The following is a 20,084-nucleotide window of genomic DNA, read 5'->3' on the forward strand; positions in this document are numbered from 1 at the left end:
CTTACTCATTTGCAACAAAAGATTCATGCACACGTTCCCAAAATGGGAATGGACGGAAACGTGCGAAACGTACCCTTTCATTAGCCACGTTAAATACAATTGCCTTTACATCACCCTGTGTAATTTGTAAATGGTCCACAGTCATATTAAAGTTTTGTTCATTTACTGGACGTAAAACACAATGATGGTGGGCGGGTAAAATTAATGGAGAACCAACTGTCCTGAATACACGATTATTAATCGATGCAATTTCTGTAATTTGAAGTGCTGCTAAAGTTGGATGGATGATTGCTCCTCCAAGCGCTTTATTGTAGGCTGTACTTCCAGAAGGTGTTGACACACAAAGACCATCTCCTCTGAAACGCTCGAATTGGTTGCCATTTAACTCAACGTCCATTACAAGTGTGACATCTGGCGATTTAATTGTTGCCTCGTTTAAAGCTAGATACGTATTTGATTCTGCATTATGATGCTCCACCTTCACTTCTAACAGCGGATATTCCACTACATTGAAATCCTTTTTAGCAATGGACAAAACTAACTTTTCTAATTCTGAAGGCTTCCAGTCTGCATAAAAACCTAGGTGTCCTGTATGGATGCCGACAAATGCCACTTGATCTAATAAATGAGAATATCGATGAAAGGCATGTAAAAGCGTCCCATCTCCACCTATAGAGACAACAATTTCTGGTGCTTCCTCATCATACGTTAAGCCAAAATCCTGTAAGTAGGTTTTAGCTAGCTCCATTAGCTCATTGGATTGTGCATCTCGACGTGATTGAATCGCAAATTTCATTGTGAGTCACGCTCCTTCTCCGATAGTAAATTAGGATTCGATGCTTCCTTGTATTCGCTGAAATACGCCTGTGCTTCTTGAATTTCACTACGAATAGATGACATTTCCTCATCTAAGCGAAATGCTGCCTCAGCCGCACTTTGCAAGCGATTTTTTATTTCCTCTGGGAACATGCCCTTATATTTATAATTTAAAGAGTGCTCAATAGATGCCCAAAAATTCATAGCGAGTGTTCGTATTTGGATTTCGGCTAACACTACCTTTTTTCCCTGGATCGTTTCAACAGGGTATTCAACAATCATATGGTAGGAGCGATAACCACTTGGCTTATTATGTGTAATATAATCGCGTTCTTCCACTACACGCATATCTTTTCGTTGACGAATAAGCTCCGTTACTGTAGCAATATCATCCACAAATTGACACATAATTCGAAGACCGGCAATATCACCGAGTTCATCACCAAGTTGTTTAGATGGCTCAAAAGCTAACCCTTTTTCCAATGTTTTATCATATATACTTGCTAAGGGCTTTACACGACCTGTTACAAATTCGATAGGTGAATTGGCATTAACAATACCGAATTGCGAACGCATGCCCTTTAATTTTACTTTTAGTTCATCTACTGCTTGTTTATAAGGACTTAAAAATATTTCCCATTGTCCCATCACAAAAACCTCCCGACATTCGGTATCGAACACCGTCTGTTCGTTTTGTCTTTCTATTCAGCGAGAATTGCCTTGAAGTGTTGTTCCACTGTTTGGACAAATTCTGCCCCGTAATTGTAATTTCCTTCAATATTATACACGAGCATTTCCAATTCATCGTAGAAATTTGTAAGCTCGATTGCTTCTTCACTTATTCGTAGTATTGGATCTTTCTTTTTTTGTAAAATATGTACAAGATTCTCCCAACTACTCGGTGGAAAACGCAAGTAATGATAGTCCTCGCCTGCATCCAGTAGATAAATAAATGCAAAATCATCTGAATCTGCAATAAGTTGTCCAGCAGGTTTTAACTGTAAATTTACTTCATTGTCGTTTAAACTAAAATGAAGTTGATCTTGTTCAAAATTCGATGTTTCTATTGTATAAATTTTACGCACGTGCGGTTCCCCTTTTCGTTGTACTCTTCCTCTTATTTTAGCACAGAGGGTAAATAGTTGCAGTGTGTAAATGTTAAATCAAGCGAAACAGCGAATGAAAAATAAAAAAATAAATAGGTGAATATAAATGACACAAGAAATTGAAATCGAGTTTAAAAATCTTCTAACTAAACATCAATACGAGCAACTATTACAAGATTTCCACATTCGAAATAATGCTATTCATCGTCAAACAAATCATTATTTCGACACACCTACTCATGCGATTCGCAAGCTACAAAGTGGACTGCGCATTAGGCAAATCGGTGAATATTATGAATGCACACTTAAAGAAAAAAATGCTGAGCATGCTCACCTTGAAACTACGGACCAATTAACAGCAGATCAAGCTCAGAAAATGCTGGAGGGCGAAGGCTTTTTTGCTCAAGAGGTTGCCAAAAAACTTGCCCTTCATGGCATTCCCTTAGACCAATTACGAGTGTTTGGCTCACTTACTACAGATCGTGTCGAAATTCCATATAAAGAGGGGCTTCTTGTTTTTGACCATTCTTACTATTTGCAGTGCGACGATTATGAGGTAGAATATGAAGCAAAAGATGCCATAAAAGGAAAAGCAATCTTCGACGAATTTTTACAACAATATGGTATTCCAAAGCAGGAAACTGATAAGAAAATCGCCCGCTTTATGAAGGCTTTACAGCAGCAAAATTCATAATAGTATAAAAAGAAAGGTGACTAACTTCTTGGATATTCAATCACTACGATCTTTAATGGAGATTCAAGCATTACAAACACTTGGATCAACAGATGGTTCATCCACAAACGCTTTGACAGACAATCAATCTATTTTCTCTGACATGATGAATGAATTATTAGGGGACGCTTCAACTGCCGGCAATGCCAAGCTTTCTAGCTTACTAGGCTTAGGCACAGCAAACGCTGATATCTTCAATCAATTAGCTAATACTTCAGAAGGCACGCTTGAATCATTGTTATACAAAGGTTCTAATGCTGTGTACATTCCTGAATCCGTTAAGGAGGCATTAGCAAGCTCTTATGGGCATACGAAACTCGATTCCTATGTTTCAGATAATGTTATTGGCTCAACAGCGTATGCAAACTCTTTGGCAGGAGCAGATCAATATGCTGCTATTATCGAAAAGGCCTCAGCAACCTATGGTGTACCTGAGAAGCTTATTGCAGCCGTTATAAAACAGGAATCTAATTTTAATCCATCTGTAGTTAGTCATGCAGGAGCCCAGGGCTTGATGCAATTAATGCCTCAAACAGCACAGTATCTAGGAGTTACCAATGCTTTTGATCCAGAACAAAATATTATGGCAGGGGCAAAATATTTGCGCCAAATGCTAGATAAGTTTAATAATGATCCTACACTAGCATTAGCAGCCTATAATGCTGGCGCTTCTCGTGTCACAAAATATGGAGGCATCCCTCCTTTCAAAGAAACACAGAATTATGTCAAAAAAGTAATGAATTACTTCACCGTGTAATCGCATTTTTCTTACTATCTATCTATTTTCCAGCAAATTTCACCCTCTGTGGTGAAATTTGTGCTTTTATAGCGAACAACAATTCGAAAGAGCTCTTTATTTGTGAAAACGAAAAGACGTTGATAGAATGAAGGTAGTCACAAGAAATTCACATTTTAATGACGGAGTATATAAATGGTACTTTACGATATAAAGAATTAAAGGAGCATATAACTTATGAGTCGAAAATACACTGTTCCTTATGAGGAGCTGGGGGCTGAAAAACTGGCAGAGCTTATTCATGCATTCTATAAAAGAGTTGCTCAGCATCCTGATCTTATTCCAATCTTTCCAGAGGATTTAACAGAGACAGCCCGTAAGCAAATTCAATTTCAAACACAGTATTTAGGTGGACCAAATCTCTTTACTGAAGAACATGGACATCCAATGATGCGTGCACGCCATATGAATTTTCAGATTACACCAGATCGCGCACAAGCTTGGCTGGAATGTATGTCAGAAGCTATGGATGAAGTAGGTTTGGAAGGGAAGTTCCGTGAAACTTATTATCAACGTTTAGTATTAACAGCTCATCACATGGTTAATACGCCTAATGACGATGAGGGGGAATTGTTACGTGAATAATATTCAAATGCTACAAGAACCAACGCCAACGATTTCTACTGCCAATAAGCCTATTGAATTGTATATTTTCGTAGATCCACTTTGTCCTGAAGCTTTTAGTATGCAAGCTGTGCTTCGTAAATTACAGCTTGAATACAACCATTACTTCACGTGGCGTTTTGTTTTAAGCACTGAGCTTACTTCTTTAAACTGCTTAAGTAAGCGTGTAAAGGGTTGTATATCAGGCATAGAGCTAGATATTAATCACCCTGTATTACCTTCTATCGCTATTAAAGCGGCCGAATTACAGGGCAAACGCGCAGGTGCACGATATTTATCGAAATTACAAGAATATGTATTACTAAGCCATCAAGATGTAAACTCCTATGCTACGCTTTTAAAGATCGCAGAGGATATTCAACTAGATATGAATGAATTTACCGTTGACTTCGGCTCAAAGGAAGCAGCACGAGCTTTCCAATGTGATTTATACATTAAACGTGAAATGGAAGTTGACGAAGTCCCAAGTATCGTATTTTTCAATGAATGTATAGAAGATGAGGGACTAAAGGTTAGTGGTAGCTATGCCTATGAAGTTTATGAACATATTTTAGAAGAAATGCTCAATGAGCAGCTTGTACGTCAGCCTTTACCATCAATAGAGGACTTATTTTCAAAATTCCATACACTTTCTACAAATGAAATAGCATTTATCTATTCATTAACAGAACAAGCAGCTGAACGTGAACTAAAGAAACGTATGCTGCAACAAAAGATTGAACGAATCCAGACAACTCACGCTACATTATGGCGTCTTAAATAATACACGTTAAGGACTTAGCTAATAATCATTAGTTGAGTCCTTATTTTATTACTTAAAAACAAAGAAACGCCTCTATCCTCGACCGATAGAGACGCTTCTTTTTCACAAAGGGGATGGGAGAAATGTTCACGTTCAAACAAAGGGGTGTATGTTTGTTTTGTGATTTATTTCACAAGAATTACTCTATCATGGAATAATATATTTAGCAATGAATCCAATACTAGATTCACAAATTTGTCAAATAGAAAGCGATTTCAAACAGTATTTTTCCAAGATGCACTCTTTTAAAGTATTTATAAATCAAAAAAAATCATTATTCTTTCCATTCAATTAAAGCTGTCTATGAAAAAAAACAGGCTATAGGAATATTCCTATAGCCCAATAAATTAGTTATTCAACAATAATTTTTCTAACTCAATTAAACGCTCTTCAAATACTTTACAAGCATCCTCTATTGGCTTCGCGACGTTCATATCAACACCTGCTGCCTTTAATACTTCAATTGGGAAATCCGAGCAACCTGCTTTTAAGAAGTTATTAATATAACGTTCTACAGCCGGTTCTCCCTCCTCTAAAATCTGTTTACTCAATGCTGTAGCTGCCGATTTACCTGTCGCATATTGATAAACATAGTAATTATAATAGAAGTGCGGAATACGTGCCCACTCTAAACCAATTTCCTCATCCACAGCCATATCATCACCGAAGTATTTTTTATTAAGTTCATAATACACTTCAGTCAATCGATCAGCTGTCAAAGACTCACCATTCTTATCCATTTGATGAATTAGGTGTTCGAATTCAGCAAACATTGTTTGTCTGAAAACTGTACTTCTGAAACCGTCTAACCAATGATTTAGCAAGTAGATTTTTTGTTGAGGGTCATCAATAGTTTTTAGTAAATAGTCATTTAATAGTTCTTCATTACATGTCGAAGCAACCTCAGCGACAAAAATAGAGTAATCCCCATAAACAAATGGCTGATTATTTCTTGAATAATAACTATGAACACTATGACCAAATTCATGTGCCAACGTAAAGAGATTATTCACATTATCTTGCCAATTCATTAGAATATAAGGATTTGTTCCATAAGCACCAGATGAGTATGCACCACTTCGTTTCCCTTTATTCTCTAAAACATCTACCCAACGGTTATCTAGTCCGTTTTGAACGATGTTTTGATATTCCTCACCTAATGGCGCTAAAGCCTTCACTAAAATATCTTTAGCTTCGTCGTAAGTAACCTTCATTTCCACCTCTTTTACAAGAGGTGCAAATAAATCCCACATATGCAATTCATCCACACCTAAAAGCTTCTTACGTAACGAAATATAGCGCTGCATCGCAGGTAAATACTTATGAATCGTTTCTACTAGTTGATCGTAAACATTTTCAGGAATGAAATTATTAGACATTGCTGCCTCACGTGCAGAGTCATAATGACGAATACGAGCACTCACATTATGTTTCTTCACATTCCCTGTTAGCGTTGACGAGAACGTATTTTTAAACTTGCCATATGTTGCGTACATGGCTTTAAAAGCACCTTCACGAACTGAGCGATCTTTGCTCTCTAAAAACTTGATATAGTTACCATGCGTAAGTTGTACTTCTTCCCCATCTTCATTTTTCACATAAGGGAATTCCAAATCTGCATTATTTAACATGCTGAATGTATTAGAGGCAGTGCCAGTTACCTCAGACATTTGAGCGAGTAATGCTTCCTGTTCTGCTGGTAAGACATGTGGGCGTGCCATTGTTATTTCCTTTAATGATTGCTTGTACAATTGTAGGTCTTGATTTTCAGCTAAATAGCTTTCGATTGTTTCTTCATTTAATGCCAAAATTTCTGGCGTTAAAAATGATAGACCAGCAGAAATACTCGTTGCCAATGTTTGAATACGGCTATTCATATCCTGATAAAAACTATTTGTCGTATCCTGATCATAGCGCATATGAGCATATGTGTAGAGCTTCATTGCACGTTCATAAATATGATCGTGATACTGTAAAGCTGCTAATAACGCTTGTGCTCCATTGTTTAAAGTACCTGCAAAAGTAGATGCTTTTTTAGCAAGCTCTGCAACTTCCTTGAACTCACCTTCCCAAAGTGCATCGGATGCAAAAATATCCTCTAATCGCCATGTTAATTCTTCAGGTACTTCATTTCGTACCAAAATTTGATTACTCTTACTAGCCATGTGCATGCCAGCCCCCTTTATATGTGCTTTTTTCCCTATACTCTCATATTTTCTCAGTATATTGCGTCAATTGCAAATAATTGTGCGTACACGATCTCACAAATATCCTGTCGTTTCTGATCTTGTTCTATTTTATTCAATATGAGGCTATATTGCTGAACAGCTTTTACTGCCTGTCCGGTATATTCTAAATGAGACTGCATGAGAAAATCTTGAATATGGTGTTTTTTTAATTCATATGGCTCTAAACCTAACTGTTGACTAAAATGCAACAGCATCGTTTGCCATTCACTTGCAAATAGTGAAATTGCCGTCCCATCTTTTACCGGAATACCGATATAAGTGGGCATTGCCGGAATAGAAAAATTCAACTCATAACAACTTCGTAAAAATGTATCCTGCACGCCTTGTTTACTATGGAGGAGGCGCCTATTTGCAAATTGCTGGCAAGCATGTTTATAGAGCTGCCAATACTGTTGAAATTCTTCTAAGGAAATGCAAGTTGGTAAATAAAATGGAAAGCGTTGCTTATCTATGGGGATTTTTTGGACTTTCCCTATAAAAGTATGCCCATGCACATGAAGGAGATTCGTCCAATATTCAAAATGGGCTGTTTTAGCATTATAGGTCATTAAATAAGGAAGGCCTGTTGAAGTGGTCATGAATGACTTTTGTAGTAATGGAGAAATGCTTATTTTTCGAATTCCATTGATTGCTTCGTATCTCTGAGGCGTTAAAAAGAGCCAAATGGCTTGAATGTTATTTTTTTCATAGCCTGTTGTCCGTTCCTGCCATTTATGATGAGTAAGTGGGCTACATTGAAATTCCAGTGCGACGTTGTTAGTTTCTAAAGCAACAAGTAAATCTGGACGCTGAGAAAGCTCTGTTAAATAGGGCTCCAACTTCACTTGATGTCCAAGCTTTTGTAGCCATTCAAACAATTGAATTTTACCTTGTAAATGAAGTTTGGATTCACCTTCAGCAAATAGTTTCGGACATTGACTTTGCGTATGATGTGCAAAATGAGGGATATTATAGGAACCAATTTTTAAATGAACTGGTTCTAGACATTGAGGACAAAAAAATGTCATCTGGCGCCTATATGTCTGCAATGCTTTTCTCGTATATTGATATGCGTGAAAAAGCTGCTGTAAATTATTATAGGCAATTAGCATATAATCAGCTCCTTTTGGCCAACTATAGTAAACATTATTAGCTATCACAAATTAAAAGCTGTTTTTTCTTGAAATTTATAAAATGCCACACTACTGAGCTTTTCGTATAAAAAAACTGTAGTGAATCTCGATAAATTTACCGAGTTCACTACAGTCTAGAAAATCAAGTAAACATATGCTTATGCAAAGTATTTTCGAACTGTCTCAAAGCAATTAAATTCCATTATTTTTTCGCCGTATTCTTCTAAACGATGAATCGTAAAATTAGATGGCGTTAAAAATTCTTTGATGACCGCATTTCGATCGTGACGATTTAACTCTTCATCTGCATTTCCGAAATCAACCACTAGATAGTACCAATTTTCATATTTAAATAATGAGGAATCCACTAATTCGTCCATCATTCGTTTTGCAACAGGGATTAACTCATCAATATCTTTAAATTTATATACATAAATGTCTGTATCCATAAATAATTCTGATTCATCCATGTCACCAAATTGAGTTAGTTGGCTAAGAAGATCGTCCCCAACTTCATCGAATGGTGCAAACATCTCTTTGTGTTCATCAAAATTCGAATGACCATCTAATGTTTCACCGTCTTTTAAGATATGTGCACGTGTGACAATGATTTCTAAGCCTACTTCAGATGCATTGATATGAATCCAAATCGGACCTTCTACATCAAAATAATCCTCCGTATTTACTTCATCAATCATATCCCAAAAAAGCTGTTCACCCTTCGCTCGATTGTACCAGATTTCTTCACGACTATAGCCGCGATCCTCTATATCATTGTACGTAATAAAGAGCTTAAGTGTATTTTCATTTACACGTTCGATGTCCACTAGACCTCATCTCCCTTCACTGTCATATGTCGAAAAACAGTTTTGTTTCATTAGTATGCTTTTATTCTTTGTTTTTAACCTTCATACTGCATTTGTTTTTCAACCTTTGACCACACCAGTAAAACCACACGAGGAACTGCAAACATTAAATTTTTTTATTTACAGTTGTCTCTAACACTATTGTATGCTGTTCTGTCATAAAATGAAAAGGATATACACCATTTCACAGAAGATATTTGAATTATTGAAATTGTAGTAAACTATTTAACTTAAATCAAGTTTAACATACTTTAACGGAAATATATGACTTTGCCCTATTAATTATTATACTTTATATAGAAGGTTTTACATAAGTAAAACATAAAAAAATAGATGTCACAATATGCATCTCACATCTGTAACATCTACTACTTATTTTATTCAGAATAGATAAAATTAATTCACCATTCTTTGTGCTTCTTGCAATTGATATGCTCGAACTTTTCGAGGTAAGAAACGACGAATTTCATCTTCGTTATAGCCAACTTGTAGACGTTTTTCATCTAGAATGATTGGTCGGCGTAATAAACCAGGATATTCCTGAATTAATTCATATAAACGTTGTAAAGGTAAACTTTCCACATCTACATTTAATTTTTGGAATATTTTAGAACGCGTAGAAATAATTTCATCTGTGCCATCTTCCGTCATACGTAAGATTTTTTTAATTTCACTAATACTTAGTGGTTCAGAAAATATATTACGCTCTGTATAGGGAATTTCGTGCTCCTCTAGCCATGCTTTCGCTTTACGGCAAGAGGTACAACTTGGTGATGTAAATAGAGTTACGATCATTCGTTCTGACACATCCTTTCATTTTGTAATCATATCTATAAACCAGTGTGTTAAATTAGAATTAATGTAATGTAAAATATACAGTACCATTATACAGCACTCAGCTGTTTTTGAATATAGTTCCAATAAAAAAAAGAATGGGCGTCTTGCTAAATTTTCTGTCTTTTTATATACCTTTTAATGTATATACTTTTTTCACAACATTCCGAACTACTACTACTATTCCCACTTTAAGTGTATTTTAAACATCTTTTTACGTCGCTCTGCTGTTCTCATTTATCTAAAATAAACGAGAAAATTGTCAATTCGACGTGTACACCACAAGTTAATTTTAATAAAAAAGTTTCTTTTTATAACAAATTTACACAACAAAAAAAGCATATAATTTTTTCTCTAAAAAAAACACCGCCAAAAGTCTGACTTTACACAATGAAATCTTTATAATATAATTCAATGCAATAAAATCAATTTCATGTTAAATTGAGAAAAACGCTGACGAAGAGTAGTACATATGTTAATGACACGTTTAGAGAGTCTGTGGTTGGTGAAAACAGATCGTGAGGCATATGGAATGGACTTCCGAGTTAGCTTTGTGAACGTTTCATGAATAGAAACTACTAGCAAGGCTCGTCCCTTCACGTTACGAAGCTGAGTGGCCGTTAAGGCAAGCTGGGTGGTACCGCGGATTCAAACATCATTCGTCCCTTCATTAGAAAAAGTCTAATGAGGACGCGTGATGTTTTTTATTTGAATTCGAGGAGGAAAATTTTATGACAACCATCTTTTCTGGAGTACAGCCTACAGGAATTGTAACTTTAGGGAACTACTTAGGAGCCTTCAAGCAATTCCCTGCCCTTCAAGATGAAGGAGATGCAATCTATTGCATCGTCGATCAACACGCTATTACAGTCGCTCAAGATCCAAAGGAATTACGAGAAAGTATTCGTAAGCTTGCTGCTACTTATATTGCCACTGGCATCGATCCTAAAAAATCTACATTATTTATTCAATCAGAGGTGCCAGCACATGCTCAGGCAGGATGGATGTTACAATGCGTTGCATCTATCGGTGAACTTGAACGTATGACACAATTTAAAGATAAATCTCATGGTAAAGAGAGTGTCTCTGCGGCTCTTTTAACATACCCACCATTGATGGCTGCAGACATTCTACTTTACAACACAAATATTGTCCCAGTGGGTGATGATCAGAAACAACATATCGAGTTAACACGTGATCTAGCAGAACGCTTTAATAAACGTTATGGTGACGTTTTAACAATCCCAGAGATTCAATTACCAAAAGCTGGTGCTCGCATTAAATCTCTACAAGAGCCAACAAAAAAAATGAGTAAATCTGATCCCAATACAAAGGCGACAATCAGATTGCTAGACACAGCAAAAGATATTGAGAAAAAAATTAAATCAGCTGTAACTGATTCTGATGGTATCGTAGCATTTGATGTAGAAAATAAACCAGGTGTTTCAAATTTATTGACGATTGAATCGGCTATTTCAGGTATTTCTATTGATGATCTAGTTAAAAAATATGAAGGCATTGGTTATGGTGGCTTCAAGCAAGGTGTAGCTACTGCTGTAATCGCTCACCTAACGCCAATTCAAGAAAAATTCTATCATTTAGTAGAATCCTCTGAATTAGACGTCATCCTTGATGAAGGTGCTGAAAAAGCAAATGCAATTGCCAGTGCCACATTAAAACGTATGGAAGAGGCGATGGGCCTTGGTCGTGCACGCCGTTAATCAATTATAGCTTATCTGACGTTCGATCAAAGCCTATATCAAGAACGACAGCACATATGATGATACAAGCACCAACCGCCATATAAAATTCCGTAGTTTGAAAAATAAATTTGAACACAACTTTCCAAGAATACCCTAGCGTACGGTAATTTAAATACAATATAAGATTCCCTATTGAGAGGATCATGAGACCATAGCTTACTAAAAATAAAAAGAGTCGGAACAATGTAACGGCATCCTTTCTATTTCTTCTTACTTATCATTTATTCACAAAACTATAAAAAAAGACGTCAGCCAATTAAATTTGGCTGACGTTTTTTGAGTTTAGATGTACTATTTATGCTTCATATTTTTTAAATAGAAGACTTGCATTATGACCACCAAAACCAAGAGAATTACTCATTGCATATTGAATGTTTGCTTCTCTCGCTTCATTTGGAACATAATCTAAATCACAATCAGGATCTGGATCTGTTAAATTAATCGTTGGTGGTAATATACCTTCTTTAAGTGCAAGAGCGGTAAAAATAGCTTCTACGCCCCCTGCTGCCCCTAATAAGTGTCCTGTCATAGACTTTGTAGAACTCATAGCTAGGTTATAAGCATGGTCACCGAAAGCAGTTTTAACTGCTTGTGTTTCAAATAAGTCATTATATGGCGTACTAGTGCCGTGTGCATTAATATAATCAACTTGAGATGCCTCTACACCAGCATCTGTCAATGCTTGCATCATTGCACGTGCCGCACCTTCACCCTCTGGAGCTGGAGCAGTAATATGATGAGCATCTCCTGTTGCACCGTAACCTAATACTTCCGCATAGATTTTAGCACCACGAGCTTTTGCATGTTCGTATTCTTCTAAGATGACAATACCTGCACCCTCACCAATAATAAATCCATCACGATTTTTATCAAATGGACGGCATGCTTCTTGTGGATTTTGATTTAAAGATAATGCAGTATTGGCACAGAAACCTGCGACAGCCATCGTTACGATTGGTGATTCCGCACCACCTGAAATCATAACATCTGCATCCCCACGTTCAATAACTTTAAAAGCATCTCCAATTGAGTTTGTTCCAGAAGCACATGCCGTTACTGAGCAAGAGTTAATTCCCTTTGCACCTAAATGAATCGACACTTGACCTGAAGCCATATCTGGAATCATCATTGGAATGAAGAATGGGCTAACTCGTCTTGCCCCACGCTCTTGGAATGTTAAAAACTGTTGCTCATAGGTTTCCATTCCACCAATACCCGAACCAATCCAAACACCCGCACGTGGAGCTAACTCCTCATCAATTGTTAGCTGTGCATCTTCCATAGCCATGATTGAAGCAGCTAATGCATAATGTGTAAAGCGGTCCATCTTTCGAGCTTCTTTACGATCAATATATTTTTCAATATCAAAATCTTTCACTTCTGCTGCAATTTTGGCTGCAAAAAGCTCTTTATTCAAACGTGTTAGCTCACCAATGCCAGATTTACCAGCTTTAATGTTCGCCCATGTTTCTTCGATGCTATTTCCTAGTGGTGTAACTGCGCCAATTCCTGTAATTACTACTCGTCTTTTACTCATTGTCTTACTCCCCTCAAGCATTATTCCTACTTATTTTCCCCATCTCATGGCTACGGCACCCCATGTTAAGCCGCCACCAAAACCAACAAGGACTAATAAATCATCCTCTTTAATTTTACCTGCTTCAAGCTCATCTACCAAGGAAATACCAATCGATGCTGCAGAAGTATTCCCATATTTATGAATCGTTTTTGACATTTTTTCTGGTGGTAGCTCTAATCGCTCACGAGCAGATTCCATAATACGTATATTTGCCTGATGCGGCACTAAAAAATCTACGTCTTCTTTTGTTAATCCTGCTTTATCTAACACACTGACAGCCGATTCACCCATTTGGCGTACAGCAAATTTAAATACTTCACGACCATTCATGGCAATTGTGTCTTGTTTTGTTAAATAAAGATTTTTACCGCCTGTGCCATCTGCACCAAGCTCAAATGATAAAATACCTCTGCCTTCAGATACTGGCCCTACAACTGCTGCGCTCGCGCCATCACCGAATAATACTGCTGTATTTCGATCATTCCAATCAATGACTTTTGACAGCTTTTCAACACCTACTACTAAGACATATTTATAAGTGTTTGCCTCTACAAAATGTTTAGCTGTCACTAAACTATATATAAATCCTGCACATGCGGCTGCTTGATCCATCGCCGCAGCATTTACTGCTCCGAGTTGTTCCTGAACCATACATGCTACACTTGGGAAAGTTTGATCCTGTGTGACAGTTGCTACAAGTATTAACCCAATCTCCTCAGGCGTAATACCCGCTTTTGCAATAGCTTCTTTAGCAGCGGCTACTGCTAAATCTGAAGTTTCCTGATCATCTGCCGCAAAATGACGTTCTTCAATGCCTGTTCGCGTACGAATCCACTCATCCGAAGTATCCATTATTTTTTCTAAATCAAAATTTGTCACGACTTTCTCAGGAACGTATTTGCCTATTCCTAAAATACCAGCGTTCATATAGCAACCCCTCAGCTTTCTTACTATCAATTATTAGTAACTGGTCATAATTATAACGCATAGTAAAGGAATGACGCAAGACGATTTAAAATTATTGTATGTTAAACGCGTCGTTTCTTTGTTTTAGAAGGTAGGCTTAGGGTTATACTGCATATAGTGTAAAATCTATAGAGTTGCCTAATTCCCTTTTTCAGGTTTGCATACTTTGGCAAATTGAATGCCGCAAAAAATACATGAGAATTATAAAATGCAAAACCTTGTATTTGTTGTGACAAAATCGCCATGTTTCACATAAAAGATTCATTTTTTTTCGATTTATGTTATGATATGATAATGAATATGAGTAAAAACTTATGATGAAAAAAGTTCGGTTGAGGTGAAATTAATGCAATATATCGTAACGTTCGTATGGTCATTCCTACTAGTTTCAATGTTAAACTATGTAGTCAGCTCTGTACTTGGTGCACCATTTGATTTTAAGACAGGGGCAATCGTTTCAGTTGTATTCTCCATCTTAATTTTTATTATTGGAGCAATCCTTCCAAACGATCCTACACCAGAGGCTGCAGACCATCATTAATTCAGCTAGAAAAAACCTGTTCCGCATTATGCGAAACAGGTTTTTTCTGTTATTTTTCCACTATACAATGGCCATCATTCATTTTTACATGCAATGTTTCTCCAGGCAATACCTCGCCCCGTAGCAGTTCCTTTGCCACAGCCGTTTCGATATGTCGTTGTACGAAGCGTTTTAGTGGTCTTGCCCCAAATTGAGCATCTGCTCCTTGTAGCACAACCCAATCAATAACTTCTTGGTCGACAGCTAATGTAATTTCTTGTTCAGCCACACGGTTAATTAACTGCTCTACATACTTCCAAGCAATTGCTGTAAAGTGTTTATTTGATAAGGCATGGAAAAAGATAATATCATCCATACGGTTTAATAACTCTGGTTTGAAATGCTGTCTGAGAGCAGTCATAACCAAGTCTTCAACGGTTGGATCGTCATCTTTTGCCTCCATTAAATAACTAGAGCCGATATTCGACGTTAAAATCACTACGGTATTTGTAAAATTGACCATACGTCCTTGACTATCTGTAATGCGACCGTCATCTAAAATTTGCAATAAAATATTAGCCACATCTGGGTGTGCTTTTTCAATTTCATCTAATAACACTACAGAATAAGGATTGCGACGGACAGCTTCCGTTAATTGACCGCCTTCCTCATAGCCAATGTACCCTGGAGGAGCACCAACTAAGCGAGACACACTATGCTTTTCCATATATTCACTCATATCAATTCGAATAAAATGATCCTCTGAATCAAATAATTGAGCAGCTAGTGCCTTAGCAAGCTCTGTTTTCCCAACACCTGTCGGACCTAAGAATAAAAAGCTACCAATTGGACGCTGCGGATCTTTAATGCCTGCACGAGCACGCCATACAGCCTCTGTTACTAACTGAACAGCTGTATCTTGGCCAACTACGCGTTCATGTAATGTATCTTTTAAACGTAATAGTTTTTCTCGCTCGCCCTCCACTAATTTTGTCACAGGAATACCTGTCCAGCGAGAAACAATTGCTGCGATTTCTTCAGCTGTCACTTCTTCACGTAAAATACGGGACTCTGCGCCGCTTTCTAATTCTTTTTCGAGCACCTGAATGTCTTTTTCAAGTGTTGGAATTTTACCATGTCGTAATTCTGCAGCTTTATTTAAATCATACTTACTTTCCGCTTCATCTAAATCACGACGGTACTTATCTAATGTCTCTCGTTTTTTCTGAATATCATGTAGCTTTTCCTTCTCTGCCTCCCATTGTTGCCGCATTCCTTCAGAGGACTCTTTTAACTTTGCCAATTCCTCTCGTAATTGCTCCAGACGTTTTTTACTTGCTTCGTCCTTTTCCTTACGCAACGCTTGTTCTTCAATTTCTAGCTGCATAATACGACGAGTCACGGCATCAAGTTCCTGTGGCATTGAATCAATTTCTGTTCGAATCATGGCACATGCCTCATCAATTAAATCAATCGCCTTATCTGGTAAAAATCGCTCTGTAATATAACGATTGGATAGTTCTGCTGCGGCCACAATCGCGCGGTCATGAATACGTACTGCATGATGTAATTCAAAGCGTTCTTTTAAGCCTCTTAAAATAGACACAGTATCCTCAATAGAAGGCTCACGTACAAGAACTTGCTGGAACCGGCGTTCTAAGGCAGGATCTTTTTCAATATACATACGATATTCATCTAATGTAGTAGCACCGATACAATGTAATTCACCACGAGCTAGCATGGGCTTTAACATATTTCCTGCATCCATAGCGCCATCCGTTTTGCCTGCGCCTACAATTGTATGAATTTCATCTATAAATAAAATGATTTGACCTTCTGAATCTTTCACTTCTTTTAACACGCCTTTTAAACGCTCTTCAAATTGGCCACGGTAGCTTGCACCTGCAATTAAGGCACTCATATCCAGCTCGTATAGCACGCACTCTTTCAAGCCCTCTGGTACATCACCCTTCACAATACGTTGCGCTAAGCCTTCTACAATTGCTGTTTTACCAACTCCTGGCTCACCAATTAATACAGGATTATTTTTTGTTTTACGTGTTAAAATACGAATGACATTTCGAATTTCCTCATCGCGCCCAATGACAGGATCCATTTTGCCATTTTTAACTTCTTCTATTAAATTACGTCCAAATTGCTCTAATGGCTTTTGATTATCTGTTTGTTGAAATTGCATAGCTAGCACTCCTTTACTTTAATATTTCGCATAATTTTTATACCCATTCTGGTTCTTTTTAAAAGTTTGACCTTCTTTGACTAACTTTATTTTACATCACTCGACAGTTCTTCGCAAAGAAATAGCACTAAATTTTTACACTTATTTATGAAAATTTACGTTATAATAATAGTATGTTTCTATGTTTTAGTATCGAAAAATCCACTGTCCTTTTGTAATAATCGCCATTTATTACAAAAAGAAAGCGATGTGTTGGAGATATGGTTTCAATGGATAATATGTTTGAAAAAATTATGGACCTTTTTCAAAAGCATGGTGTTTTTATCAAAGTAAATAAAGGGAATAAAATTTTTCTAGAGGGTGAACGGTCAAAGGAAATATACTATATTAAGTCAGGTGTTATATCGATTAGTCAAGAAACCGAAGCTGGCAAGGAATTGACGATTCGTATATGTGGTCCTAATAGTATCATTGGAGAGGGTTCATTATTTTGTAACCTTGTCTATAACTCCATGACTGCAAAAGTTTTAGAATCTGCTACGCTATATGTTTTAAGTAGAAAATCATTAGAACATTTACTGGAAGAACAGCCTACAATCATGGTGGAATACATGAAGTGGCTACAGACAGAAAATTTAAAACATCAGAGTCGTTTGCGTGATTTAGTGTTAAATGGGAAAAAGGGTGCCTTGTTTTCAACACTCATTCGTCTATCTAATACGTATGGTAAACCTTTAGAGGATGGTTCCATTTTTATTGAGTTTCAACTAACAAATACGGAAATTGCCAATTTGTGTGCGACTAGTCGTGAAATGATTAATCGTATGTTGAATGATTTAAAAAAACATGATATTTTGACTTTTGACAAAGGTTTTATTACTATTCACGATTTACAATTTTTAAAAAATGAGATTGCCTGCGAAAATTGTCCTTTACAAGTATGCCGTATCGATTAATTCGTTACATGCTAAATCCCTGCTTATTTTTTATAAGCAGGGATTTTTAATAGCCACTATTAGCGTACACCCAATGCCATTTTTGCATAGCGTGACATTTTATCTTTTGACCAAGGTGGATTCCATACAATGTTTACATTTGTACTTTTCACTTCTGGTAGTTCATTTAATGCTGTATTCACTTGATCCACAATTACTGGGCCAAGTGGACACCCCATCGATGTTAGCGTCATTGTAACCGTCGCTACACCTTCATCATCTAATTCTACATCATATACTAAACCTAAGTTGACGATATCAATTCCAAGCTCAGGGTCAATTACGTTTTCTAATGCACCTAACATGCTATCTTTCATATCTTGATCCATTCTCATTTCTCCTTCCATCATAGTGTTAACCTTATCATAGCAGATGCATCATATTATGCCAAATGCTCTGCAAGCCAATCTGTTGCTGCTAACATTCCGTCACGTGGTACAGCATGTCCAGCCTTTTTATTCACCATGAATGTTAAATTTTCAGGGTTTGCTTGATAGTATTCCCGTAATGTTTCATAAAATTTATAGGTTTCATGGAAAGGTACAGTTTTATCTAATTCACCGTGCCAAAAGAAAATCGGGCGTCCTGCAAATTTTTCAGGAGTTAGACTGACATCATAGGTTGCGAGGACCTCATTAATCTTTTGCACATCTTCCTCTGTCATGGGCCAATTGACACCGCTTTTTGAAAATTGCTGCAATTGGTATTCACCCAATTTTATAAAACCAGGCGCACCCATACATACTGCAGCCGTTTGAATCCAATCATACAGCTTAAGACAGCCTGATGTCACAATACCACCCATGGACGTACCTGCTATGCCAATTTTATGATGAGCTATTAAATTTTTATTCTTTAATTCATTATATAATTGTTCCACTTCATGAATAGAATTTATAACAATGTCCCAAAATTTCAAGTTCATTTGCATCTCTGTGAGGCCTTCGCTACGGTCACCATGAAATTTTGCATCTGGTAATAGGACACGCACCCCCTTATGCACCAACTGATATGCATAGTGTAAGTTATGTTCTTTTGCACTCATAAAGCCATGTAAAAAGATCACTACTGGGGTATCTTCATTCATACTGTCTGTATGTATATGTAATAAAGGAATATTTCCCCACATTTCTTTTTCTACAAACATTCTTGTCACTCCCAACTCTTGTCTCATCTTTATGTTAGCAAACTTTTTTCACTGTGACAAAATTTTGACGAATGAAAGACAAAGAGATACTATTCAAACTATAGGAAAGGGGCAACAAGCTATGAAACCGCATTTAATCGTATTGGATTTAGATGGTACTTTATTAACAGACCAACAACAAATTTCCGCAAAAACAAAAAAATCATTATTGCAGGCTAAGGAACAAGGACACCAAGTAATGATTGCAACTGGCCGTCCATACCGTGCCAGTGATATTTATTATCATGAGCTTGGGCTTACAACACCAATAGTCAATTTTAATGGAGCCTATGTGCATCATCCTAAAAATGTCTCTTGGCAGCATATGCACACTCCCATTGATTTAAGTGTTGTCCATGATGTCGTTAATTCCATTAATAGTTACGAGTATGAAAATATCATTGCAGAGGTGAAGGATGATATTTATGTACACACAGAGGATGATCGCATCTTAAATATTTTTAATATGGGTAATCCAAAAATTACACTTGGGGATTTATATACACATCTCTTAGATAATCCTACAAGTTTACTGATACAGGCAAATGAAGCCAATTCTGTCATTATTCGCGACCACTTACAGGCAGTGCACGCTGAAGTTATTGAACACCGTCGTTGGGGCGCACCTCTTCATATTATAGAGATTGTTCGACGTGGCTTAAATAAAGCAGTAGGCATTGCACACGTAGCAAAGGATTTAGGTATTCCACGTGAACGTATTATTGCCTTTGGTGATGAAGACAATGATTTAGAGATGATCGAATATGCTGGACTTGGCGTAGCGATGGGGAATGGTATATCAACCCTTAAAAATATTGCCAATGAAATAACTACTACAAATAATGATGACGGGATTGCAAAAATACTCATCGAACGCTTGAAATTATCATAGTTACGTAGTAAGTTCAAGTTACCATACCATTTTTACCAGTTTAACTTT

The 20,084-nt window shown here is 36.9% G+C and carries 21 protein-coding genes and 1 other annotated feature; of the genes, 8 read left to right on the top strand and 13 right to left on the bottom strand.

What is annotated here, in order from left to right; all coding sequences use genetic code 11:
- Position 1: 1 nt before the first annotated feature.
- Genes AC07YC_RS12450 through AC07YC_RS12460 form a run of 3 tightly spaced genes read right to left on the bottom strand, consistent with a single transcriptional unit; the run spans position 2 to position 1,901 of the window.
- A complete protein-coding gene (locus AC07YC_RS12450) occupies positions 2–796 on the bottom strand; it encodes an NAD kinase (RefSeq protein WP_336636236.1) in 795 nt (264 codons plus the stop codon).
- A complete protein-coding gene (gene yjbM / locus AC07YC_RS12455; RefSeq protein WP_008181494.1) occupies positions 793–1,464 on the bottom strand; it encodes a GTP diphosphokinase in 672 nt (223 codons plus the stop codon). Before yjbM ends, AC07YC_RS12450 begins: the two co-directional genes overlap by 4 nt.
- Before the next feature lie 53 nt (positions 1,465–1,517).
- Positions 1,518–1,901: a UPF0738 family protein gene (locus AC07YC_RS12460; protein ID WP_036123426.1), complete on the bottom strand. Its 384-nt coding sequence runs from the start codon at positions 1,899–1,901 to the stop codon at positions 1,518–1,520.
- 127 nt (positions 1,902–2,028) lie between these two features.
- Here AC07YC_RS12460 and AC07YC_RS12465 point away from each other — a divergent pair, with 127 nt between their 5' ends.
- From AC07YC_RS12465 to AC07YC_RS12480, 4 genes are all read left to right on the top strand, one after another.
- Complete coding sequence (locus AC07YC_RS12465; RefSeq protein ID WP_036147202.1) at positions 2,029–2,616, top strand: CYTH domain-containing protein; 588 nt, start codon at positions 2,029–2,031, stop codon at positions 2,614–2,616.
- 28 nt (positions 2,617–2,644) lie between these two features.
- On the top strand, positions 2,645–3,412 hold the full coding sequence (locus AC07YC_RS12470; protein ID WP_336636235.1) for a lytic transglycosylase domain-containing protein: 768 nt from the start codon (positions 2,645–2,647) through the stop codon (positions 3,410–3,412).
- A gap of 216 nt (positions 3,413–3,628) precedes the next feature.
- Entirely contained in the window at positions 3,629–4,036 is a 408-nt protein-coding gene (locus AC07YC_RS12475) for a globin domain-containing protein (RefSeq protein WP_336636234.1), read from the top strand.
- The gene (locus AC07YC_RS12480) at positions 4,029–4,838 is read left to right on the top strand and encodes a DsbA family protein (protein ID WP_008181503.1); all 810 of its coding nucleotides are present in this window, start codon (positions 4,029–4,031) and stop codon (positions 4,836–4,838) included. The genes AC07YC_RS12475 and AC07YC_RS12480 overlap by 8 nt, the downstream gene beginning before the upstream one ends.
- Before the next feature lie 386 nt (positions 4,839–5,224).
- Here the strand turns inward: AC07YC_RS12480 and pepF are convergent, their stop codons facing one another.
- From pepF to spxA, 4 genes are all read right to left on the bottom strand, one after another.
- Positions 5,225–7,042, bottom strand: a complete 1,818-nt coding sequence (gene pepF / locus AC07YC_RS12485) for an oligoendopeptidase F (protein ID WP_494919549.1) — start codon at positions 7,040–7,042, stop codon at positions 5,225–5,227.
- Between the two features lie 53 nt (positions 7,043–7,095).
- Positions 7,096–8,217 (bottom strand): competence protein CoiA, encoded by a 1,122-nt coding sequence (locus tag AC07YC_RS12490; protein WP_494919550.1) that lies wholly within the window; start codon positions 8,215–8,217, stop codon positions 7,096–7,098.
- A gap of 179 nt (positions 8,218–8,396) precedes the next feature.
- The gene (mecA, locus tag AC07YC_RS12495; protein ID WP_241601758.1) at positions 8,397–9,065 is read right to left on the bottom strand and encodes an adaptor protein MecA; all 669 of its coding nucleotides are present in this window, start codon (positions 9,063–9,065) and stop codon (positions 8,397–8,399) included.
- Between the two features lie 435 nt (positions 9,066–9,500).
- A complete protein-coding gene (gene spxA / locus AC07YC_RS12500) occupies positions 9,501–9,896 on the bottom strand; it encodes a transcriptional regulator SpxA (RefSeq protein WP_025116803.1) in 396 nt (131 codons plus the stop codon).
- Positions 9,897–10,382: 486 nt separating this feature from the next.
- Positions 10,383–10,608: a binding site (T-box leader), on the top strand.
- Between the two features lie 61 nt (positions 10,609–10,669).
- Here spxA and trpS point away from each other — a divergent pair.
- Positions 10,670–11,659 (top strand): tryptophan--tRNA ligase, encoded by a 990-nt coding sequence (gene trpS, locus AC07YC_RS12505; protein WP_336636231.1) that lies wholly within the window; start codon positions 10,670–10,672, stop codon positions 11,657–11,659.
- Between the two features lie 4 nt (positions 11,660–11,663).
- On the opposite strand, the gene AC07YC_RS12510 is transcribed toward trpS, so the two are convergent.
- From AC07YC_RS12510 to AC07YC_RS12520, 3 genes are all read right to left on the bottom strand, one after another.
- Positions 11,664–11,885, bottom strand: coding sequence for a YuzI family membrane protein (locus AC07YC_RS12510; protein ID WP_080709365.1), 222 nt, complete (start codon positions 11,883–11,885; stop codon positions 11,664–11,666).
- Between the two features lie 111 nt (positions 11,886–11,996).
- Positions 11,997–13,238: a beta-ketoacyl-ACP synthase II gene (gene fabF / locus AC07YC_RS12515; RefSeq protein WP_036123416.1), complete on the bottom strand. Its 1,242-nt coding sequence runs from the start codon at positions 13,236–13,238 to the stop codon at positions 11,997–11,999.
- A gap of 30 nt (positions 13,239–13,268) precedes the next feature.
- The gene (locus tag AC07YC_RS12520; RefSeq protein ID WP_008181752.1) at positions 13,269–14,207 is read right to left on the bottom strand and encodes a beta-ketoacyl-ACP synthase III; all 939 of its coding nucleotides are present in this window, start codon (positions 14,205–14,207) and stop codon (positions 13,269–13,271) included.
- A gap of 385 nt (positions 14,208–14,592) precedes the next feature.
- On the opposite strand from AC07YC_RS12520, the gene AC07YC_RS12525 reads away from it, so the two are divergent.
- Positions 14,593–14,787: a YjzD family protein gene (locus tag AC07YC_RS12525; protein ID WP_336636229.1), complete on the top strand. Its 195-nt coding sequence runs from the start codon at positions 14,593–14,595 to the stop codon at positions 14,785–14,787.
- Positions 14,788–14,836: 49 nt separating this feature from the next.
- Here the strand turns inward: AC07YC_RS12525 and AC07YC_RS12530 are convergent, their stop codons facing one another.
- The gene (locus tag AC07YC_RS12530; RefSeq protein WP_336636227.1) at positions 14,837–16,963 is read right to left on the bottom strand and encodes an ATP-dependent Clp protease ATP-binding subunit; all 2,127 of its coding nucleotides are present in this window, start codon (positions 16,961–16,963) and stop codon (positions 14,837–14,839) included.
- A gap of 269 nt (positions 16,964–17,232) precedes the next feature.
- Here AC07YC_RS12530 and AC07YC_RS12535 point away from each other — a divergent pair, with 269 nt between their 5' ends.
- Positions 17,233–17,919 (top strand): Crp/Fnr family transcriptional regulator, encoded by a 687-nt coding sequence (locus AC07YC_RS12535; protein WP_144788448.1) that lies wholly within the window; start codon positions 17,233–17,235, stop codon positions 17,917–17,919.
- 59 nt (positions 17,920–17,978) lie between these two features.
- Here AC07YC_RS12535 and AC07YC_RS12540 read toward each other — a convergent pair whose 3' ends face one another.
- Together AC07YC_RS12540 and AC07YC_RS12545 are read right to left on the bottom strand one after the other, a co-directional pair.
- Entirely contained in the window at positions 17,979–18,287 is a 309-nt protein-coding gene (locus tag AC07YC_RS12540; RefSeq protein ID WP_036123413.1) for a metal-sulfur cluster assembly factor, read from the bottom strand.
- Between the two features lie 53 nt (positions 18,288–18,340).
- Complete coding sequence (locus tag AC07YC_RS12545) at positions 18,341–19,105, bottom strand: prolyl oligopeptidase family serine peptidase (RefSeq protein ID WP_336636226.1); 765 nt, start codon at positions 19,103–19,105, stop codon at positions 18,341–18,343.
- A 121-nt stretch (positions 19,106–19,226) separates the two neighbouring features.
- On the opposite strand from AC07YC_RS12545, the gene AC07YC_RS12550 reads away from it, so the two are divergent.
- Positions 19,227–20,036, top strand: coding sequence for a Cof-type HAD-IIB family hydrolase (locus tag AC07YC_RS12550; protein WP_336636225.1), 810 nt, complete (start codon positions 19,227–19,229; stop codon positions 20,034–20,036).
- The last annotated feature ends 48 nt before the right edge of the window (positions 20,037–20,084 follow it).

Source organism: Lysinibacillus sp. GW247-5R2A (assembly GCF_059424475.1).

Bases quoted from the DNA above. Each gene is read 5' to 3' on its own strand.
- AC07YC_RS12540 (WP_036123413.1), bottom strand. From the start codon at position 18,287: ATGGATCAAGATATGAAAGATAGCATGTTAGGTGCATTAGAAAACGTA.
- AC07YC_RS12550 (WP_336636225.1), top strand. From the start codon at position 19,227: ATGAAACCGCATTTAATCGTATTGGATTTAGATGGTACTTTATTAACA.
- AC07YC_RS12450 (WP_336636236.1), bottom strand. From the start codon at position 796: ATGAAATTTGCGATTCAATCACGTCGAGATGCACAATCCAATGAGCTA.
- AC07YC_RS12490 (WP_494919550.1), bottom strand. From the start codon at position 8,217: ATGCTAATTGCCTATAATAATTTACAGCAGCTTTTTCACGCATATCAA.
- AC07YC_RS12525 (WP_336636229.1), top strand. From the start codon at position 14,593: ATGCAATATATCGTAACGTTCGTATGGTCATTCCTACTAGTTTCAATG.
- AC07YC_RS12545 (WP_336636226.1), bottom strand. From the start codon at position 19,105: ATGTTTGTAGAAAAAGAAATGTGGGGAAATATTCCTTTATTACATATA.
- AC07YC_RS12520 (WP_008181752.1), bottom strand. From the start codon at position 14,207: ATGAACGCTGGTATTTTAGGAATAGGCAAATACGTTCCTGAGAAAGTC.
- pepF (WP_494919549.1), bottom strand. From the start codon at position 7,042: ATGGCTAGTAAGAGTAATCAAATTTTGGTACGAAATGAAGTACCTGAA.
- fabF (WP_036123416.1), bottom strand. From the start codon at position 13,238: ATGAGTAAAAGACGAGTAGTAATTACAGGAATTGGCGCAGTTACACCA.
- AC07YC_RS12465 (WP_036147202.1), top strand. From the start codon at position 2,029: ATGACACAAGAAATTGAAATCGAGTTTAAAAATCTTCTAACTAAACAT.
- yjbM (WP_008181494.1), bottom strand. From the start codon at position 1,464: ATGGGACAATGGGAAATATTTTTAAGTCCTTATAAACAAGCAGTAGAT.
- AC07YC_RS12475 (WP_336636234.1), top strand. From the start codon at position 3,629: ATGAGTCGAAAATACACTGTTCCTTATGAGGAGCTGGGGGCTGAAAAA.
- AC07YC_RS12530 (WP_336636227.1), bottom strand. From the start codon at position 16,963: ATGCAATTTCAACAAACAGATAATCAAAAGCCATTAGAGCAATTTGGA.
- trpS (WP_336636231.1), top strand. From the start codon at position 10,670: ATGACAACCATCTTTTCTGGAGTACAGCCTACAGGAATTGTAACTTTA.
- AC07YC_RS12535 (WP_144788448.1), top strand. From the start codon at position 17,233: ATGGATAATATGTTTGAAAAAATTATGGACCTTTTTCAAAAGCATGGT.